The following is a 6,511-nucleotide window of genomic DNA, read 5'->3' as shown; positions in this document are numbered from 1 at the left end:
TTAAAAAGTTATCCTCTCCACCAAATAAGACGAACCAGTCATCTTTAAACGGTAGGCGATACGTCACTTTAGAAGGCACTTTGTACTCATGATATTGTTCTAGGTAGCCAAACTTAAGACCAATAATCAGTGACTGTTTGACTGCGACCGTCAACATTCTTTTCGTCTTGTCATCTACAAAAGCATAACGTCTCACACCAAGTTCTAGTTCATTTTCTCTATACAAGGAAAAGTGTATCGTACCCTGATGAAAATGGCGCGCTTCATTTAGAAACTCTTCTTTTGGCATCAATGCTTGCCATTCAGGCATAGTGGAAAGATAGATGTCTTCGAATTTTTGTGCGTTAAAAAGCTCTCCAATCAAAGCCCCTTCTATTTTCACTTGTTACTCACCCGCTTCGTTTATTTTATCGACAATATACTCCGTTTGTTTTTGTATAGAAATCAAATCATTAGTAATAGTATCTTCTGAATTGAGTAAAATCACATGACCCTTCTCAATATCGAGTGCCTGGGCAAATTCAGTTTTAATATCCTCATTTTCATAGTCAGGTGTATTTACAAAGACATAATCTGCTTCAAACTCACTAAGGTCACTTGGTGTTTTCACATCAAATAAATTGTCTTCTAAGTGACTTTGGAGTGCACTATCCATCTGGAAACCGAGCACATCATATACCGCTTCAGTCCCATAGCTCATATATTCATTATAGAGCACATAGCCATCTTCATGAGCGACTGCAACAACAGCATTCTTATTGTCAACTTGCGTATTAAGTTCCCGTTTTAAGACTGTTGTCTGTCCTTCCCACTCGTCACCAATCTTGTTTGCTTCTTCTTCTTTATTTAAAATTACACCTAAATAATAGAGCTGCGTTAAATAGACGCGTGGACTAAACGGACTCAGTATCCCCCCTGAATAAGACATTCTAATCGTTGGTGCGACTTCACTATACTGATCAAAATATTCATCAGGTGAGTAGGTCACAATTAAATCAGGGTCGACTGCTTTTAATCCCTCAATATCACCAGGCTCTAAAAATGTCAGTGATTGTCCGACCTCATTAGTCAGTGTTTCATTTCCCTCTAGTGCTCTGTTCACGGCAGTTGGCTCATATCCTAAAAGGGCTGCATTTCCTGGATCAATGGTACGAAACAGGACAATATTTTCTGGCTTACCCGGTATATCAATTTCTGATGTATCTTCTGTAGTAATTCTTCTTAACTCCCCATCATCTGTCACATCAATTTCACGAAAACTAGAACATGCCGTGAGCATGAGTACCAGCGTAAGGAGGAATATCATTTTAAATTTCATAGCTTCCCCTTTATTATTTATACCGTCATTATACACAAATATAATACGCATTCGGTACCATTAGAAAAAAATCCCTCATTTCAAATATAAAAAAAGACTCCGGGCTTACCGGAGCCTTCAATATTCAATATACTTTTATGCCAGTGCTTCATTTTCGACTGTAACTCTACCTTTGTACTTGTAGACAAATTCTAAGAACTTATCAAGCTTACCTTCAGAAATGCTTTTTACGCTGACGATTAATTGATCATCTGTCCACAGATGTACAATGTGACCTACAAGAAGCAAATCTTCTATAGTAATTCTTGTGATTTTTTCATAGCCAAAATCTTCAATACAAACGACACCGTGATCTTCAAGATTCAAGAACAATCTTTGTGTCGTAGCAACAAGTGAACCATGGTAAGTACTTTTCTCCCCATTAAAGTACTCTACAGATCCAACAAGCGCAGGTCCTACAACTTCTTTAGGTTGTAAAGTTACACCTTCGATGTTTTTTAATTTGTTGTACATAGACAACATCCCCTTTTTAACTGTTATTTCTTTATTTACCACCAAACATCAAGTAATAAACATCTTTTATCTTTAAAAATAGGACGCCAAGTAAAACGCCTATGATGCCTCCGATTGAGTTTAAAATAATATCATCGATACTTGTTATTCTTCCAATCGGTAATAAATACTGCGTCGTTTCTATAAAGATTGACAAACATAAGCAAAGAATCGTGGTTAACAACTCTCTTCGAATTATAAAATATAAAAAGAAGGAAGTTGGTATGAATAGAACAATATTCATTAACACACTATTGATTAATGCTTCTGTTGTTGCATAATACCAAAGATCTTCAATACTCTCAAAAGGTGTGAGCTGAACGATGTCACTTCCATTTGAAGTCGGCATCAGCGTTACGAGAAAAATACCCACTACGCTCATCGTCAAACCAATGATTGAAAAATATCTGATCTTTTTTGCGATTGTATCGAGCTGATAGCCACTCCTAATATTAATCAATAAGGTCACCACAACAATGATCATAAAAATAAAGATAAATATAGGTATGATTGGACTAAATGCTTCTATTAAAATTCCCATTTATAAAACTGCCTCTAATCTTCTCCAAATTGCTGGTTTGTAAATTCTTTATATTTTTCATGACTGGCCATTAGGGATTCATGTGTCCCTTCTCCAGTAAGTAATCCATTATCGATAAAGTATATCTTATCTGAGTTTACAATTGTTGATAAACGGTGTGCAATTACAAGGACTGTTCTACCCGCCATAAGTTCGTTTAAAGCTTCACCAACATATTTCTCAGACTCTGAATCTAAACTGGCAGTCGCTTCATCTAGCATTAATATTTTAGGGTTTCTTAAAAACGCTCGAGCAATACCGATACGCTGACGTTGTCCACCTGACAATTTAACACCACGTTCACCTACTTCGGTGTCGAGTCCGTTTTCTAGATTGACTACAAATTCTTTAGTGTATGACTGTTCAACAGCTTTTTCAATATCTGCTTCTGTATAAAAAGATGGATCTAAACCATAAGTAATATTATCGCGTATTGTACCTGAAATAATGGCGCTTTCCTGGGCGACATAACCAATGCCCCTACGATATGAACTTAGACTTAGATTATTGATATTAATACCATCAACAAGTATTTGTCCACTCCAAACTTCATAATACTTCTCTATTAAAGCAAAAATTGTAGATTTACCACTGCCACTTGGACCAACAAAAGCAACCTTTTGATTGTTTTGTGCCGTAAATGAAATATTTTCTAAAACAGGTGTTTCATCATATCCAAATGTGACTTGCTCAAATCTTAAGTTGTTATATTCAAGATTCGGTTTCTCTACTCCTGATTTTTCATCATCTAGTTCCATTATATTGATAATTCTACCTGTTGCGCCTAGGGCTTTATTATATTCTGTAAAGAACATCGCAAACATCGTCATCGGCATAATAATTTGGAAGAGGTACAGTAGAAATGCGACAAGTGTACCAATTGTCATCGTTCCATCTGCAACCCGTATGCCTCCATAACCAATGACTAAAATGATGACTAACATCATTACTGTATACATTATGGGTGATAATAAGGCGTTGATAACAGCTTCTTTCATTCCATATTTATAAAGTTCACCAATACCTTTACGGCCTTTTACCTTTTCATAGTTTTCAGCATTAAAGGATTTCATCAAGCGGATTTCACCAAGCGTTTCTTGAATAGAACCTGTGAATGTCGCCGTTTCATCCTGTAATTTCCTCGATACTTTTTGCATTCTATTTCCTAGAGGTAGAATTACTGCAATAGAAATTGGCAAGGCTATAAACATTATTAGCGTGAGTTTCCAGTCCAAGAAGAAAAGAATGACAACCGAGCCAATTATACTCATCACACCTGAAATTAATTGAGGAAAATGACTCGTGATTAAGCCTTGAATAATACTTGTATCATTTACCACTCTACTTACAGACTCACCGCTCTTCGTCTTATCAAAATATGTTACTGGTAATTTAAGAAACTTATCCCATACGAGTTCTCTTAACCGTTTGACGACTGACTGTCCAATTTTTGCGAGCATATAGTAAGCAACACCATCAACGACTGCGCTTAAGAGAAAGACAGCAATAATCAGTACGATGAGTGGTGTACTAATTACTGAAGGATCAAAACCATCTATGAACATCTGCGTTAAAAGTGGCACGATTAAAGATCCTGCGGTACTAATTAAAGTAAGGAACACACCACCAAAAAATATACTTTTCTTTACATTCGTGCGTTTAATTAAATCCATAAACTTTTTAAATGATGCTTTTTCTTCGACTGCTTCCAAGACGACACCTCACTTTATAATTTTGACCTTTACATTATAACAACTTTTCATTAACAAGTGGTGTGGTAAAATGTAAACATCAATATAAAGGAGGAACATCCCATGGCTTTGGAGTTAAGTAACATCCAGAAAACCTTCGGTAACCACAAAGCAGTAGATTCTATTAACATTAATGTACCAAGTGGCAGTATGTACGGCTTTCTTGGCGGTAATGGTGCAGGTAAAACAACGACCTTTAGAATGATTTTGCAGTTACTCACGCCGACTGAAGGTACAATATTGTATAACGGTGATAAGATTGGCTATCACATGACGAACAAGATTGGCTATCTACCGGAAGAACGCGGCTTACATCCAAAATTAACGGTTAAAGAACAAGTCATCTATCTAGCAGAGCTGAAAGGCATGTCCAAAAAAGAAGCCAATGAGGCATTAGATTATTGGTTAGACCGATTTAAGGTAACGGAGAATAAGCTAAAGAAAATAGAAAAACTCTCAAAAGGGAATCAACAAAAAATACAACTTATTGCTTCAATAATCCATAATCCAGAACTCATCATTCTCGATGAACCTTTCAGTGGACTTGACCCGATTAATGTTGAACTTCTTAAAGATGCGGTCAAAGATTTAAATAGAAATGGTTCAACGATTATTTTTAGTTCTCACCGTATGGAACACGTTGAAGAACTGTGTGAAGAGCTATGTATATTAGACCGTGGTAAACAAGTGGTCAGCGGTAATATTGATCAAATTAAAAAAGACTTTGGACAAAAAGAAATTATTATTGAAGGCGATCATGATGTGTCCTTCTTAAAAGATTTTCCTGGTGTACTTGATATCAAACAAGTACGTAAGAAGACTACCTTAAAAATTGAAGAGGAAAAGTATGCAGAAGAAATCTATAACAAAGTGACTGAACTCGGTTTCTTTAAACGTTTCCAAGTTAACGAACCTTCACTAACCGATATCTTCATTTCGAAAGTAGGTCGAGACTATGAATAAATTTATGACGACTTTCAACCTAACATTTTTCTCAAAATTAAAAGCAAAATCATTTATTATCACAACCTTGATTATTATCGCAGGAATGTTTTTAGCATTTAACCTGGATAAAATAATCAGTCTGTTTGATTCAGATGAGTCCTCTACGCTTCAAATTGAAGCAGATCAGTCCTTTATAGAAGTGTTTGAACCGATTATTCAAACATATGACGAAGAGATAGAGATTGTAGAAGAAGATGGTGATACGGTTCTAGAGGTTACAAGTACAGACCCACTAGAAGCAGAAATTAGAAGTGATGAAGCCTTATCTTCTACAGAAGAACAAAACATTCAACTTGCATTAAATGATACCAACCGTGCTTACGTACTGCAGACTTTAGATCTAAGTGAAGAAGAGCTAGCGTTAATGTACGACGAAGTGCCTGTTAACTTCTTAGTCCAAGCTGAAGATTCAGGAGAATTTGAAGCAGCAAGTGAAGATGATACCAATATATTAAATATGGTTATATTCTACTTCTCAGTCATTTTGATGTTTATCATCATACTGAACTATGCATCACAAATTGCTATGGAGATTGCAAATGAGAAATCTTCAAGAGTGATTGAAATGATTGTTTCAAGTATACGACCTGTTCAACACTTAATGGCAAAAATCTTAGCAATGATGGCCGTTAGTATCATTCAAGTTGCCGCCATAACGATCGGTGGTCTTATCGCCTTTTACACATCAGATCACGCAGCATTACTTGAACGATTTGGTCTAGAACCAAACGACCAAACACCATTATTAATCGTTTATTGTGTCATCTTTGTTGTCCTTGGTTTAATACTTTACCTATCGATTGCAGCTATGCTCGGTTCATTCATCAACCGTATGGAAGATATCCAACAAGGCTTAATGCCAGTCACCTTTATTACGATGATTGGTTACTTTATTGCATTGGCAGGTATCAGTTTTGCAGACCATTTCTTAATCACAGTAGCGAGCTACATCCCGTTCTTCACACCATTCGTTATGCCACTCAGATTACTCGCTAATGATACAGGTCACCTTGAGATGATTATAGGTGTTGTAATTCTCATCGCTCTGATTATCGTGACACTTATGGTTGCTGCTTATGTTTATAAAAGAAGTGTATTGTCGACTGAAAGTGGTATTATGAAAAACATTAGAAGACTTAGAAAATAAGCAATTTGAGACTACTTTTAATGAATAATATACAGTAAAAATTTATTTCTATAACTTTCTCAAAATTCTTAAGATACTTTCTTAAAAAGATTCTTTGATAAGGTCATTGACATTGCCCAAAAAAGGTGTAATATGATGTTGACTAAAACAAAGGAGTC

6 protein-coding genes and 1 pseudogene are annotated in these 6,511 nt (G+C 35.8%); 2 read left to right on the top strand and 5 right to left on the bottom strand.

Annotated features, from left to right (window positions below; all coding sequences use genetic code 11):
• From V6E76_RS04870 to V6E76_RS04850, 5 genes and pseudogenes are all read right to left on the bottom strand, one after another.
• A pseudogene (locus tag V6E76_RS04870) lies at positions 1–382 on the bottom strand (M23 family metallopeptidase); the annotation flags it as partial.
• A 3-nt stretch (positions 383–385) separates the two neighbouring features.
• Positions 386–1,369, bottom strand: a complete 984-nt coding sequence (locus V6E76_RS04865; RefSeq protein WP_499797717.1) for an ABC transporter substrate-binding protein — start codon at positions 1,367–1,369, stop codon at positions 386–388.
• Positions 1,370–1,453: 84 nt separating this feature from the next.
• A complete protein-coding gene (locus tag V6E76_RS04860) occupies positions 1,454–1,831 on the bottom strand; it encodes a PH domain-containing protein (RefSeq protein ID WP_247349959.1) in 378 nt (125 codons plus the stop codon).
• A gap of 31 nt (positions 1,832–1,862) precedes the next feature.
• Positions 1,863–2,411 carry a VanZ family protein gene (locus tag V6E76_RS04855; RefSeq protein ID WP_247349957.1) on the bottom strand — a complete coding sequence of 183 codons (549 nt, stop codon included), beginning with the start codon at positions 2,409–2,411 and terminating at the stop codon, positions 1,863–1,865.
• A gap of 14 nt (positions 2,412–2,425) precedes the next feature.
• A complete protein-coding gene (locus tag V6E76_RS04850; RefSeq protein WP_247349988.1) occupies positions 2,426–4,123 on the bottom strand; it encodes an ABC transporter ATP-binding protein in 1,698 nt (565 codons plus the stop codon).
• 141 nt (positions 4,124–4,264) lie between these two features.
• Here V6E76_RS04850 and V6E76_RS04845 point away from each other — a divergent pair, with 141 nt between their 5' ends.
• Positions 4,265–5,164, top strand: a complete 900-nt coding sequence (locus V6E76_RS04845; protein WP_247349955.1) for an ABC transporter ATP-binding protein — start codon at positions 4,265–4,267, stop codon at positions 5,162–5,164.
• The gene (locus V6E76_RS04840; RefSeq protein WP_247349954.1) at positions 5,157–6,353 is read left to right on the top strand and encodes an ABC transporter permease; all 1,197 of its coding nucleotides are present in this window, start codon (positions 5,157–5,159) and stop codon (positions 6,351–6,353) included. The genes V6E76_RS04845 and V6E76_RS04840 overlap by 8 nt, the downstream gene beginning before the upstream one ends.
• Positions 6,354–6,511: the final 158 nt, after the last annotated feature.

Origin of the sequence: Jeotgalicoccus huakuii, assembly GCF_036665975.1 — a bacterium.
Classification (GTDB): domain Bacteria; phylum Bacillota; class Bacilli; order Staphylococcales; family Salinicoccaceae; genus Jeotgalicoccus; species Jeotgalicoccus marinus.
This window is presented reverse-complemented; position numbering and strand designations above follow the sequence as displayed.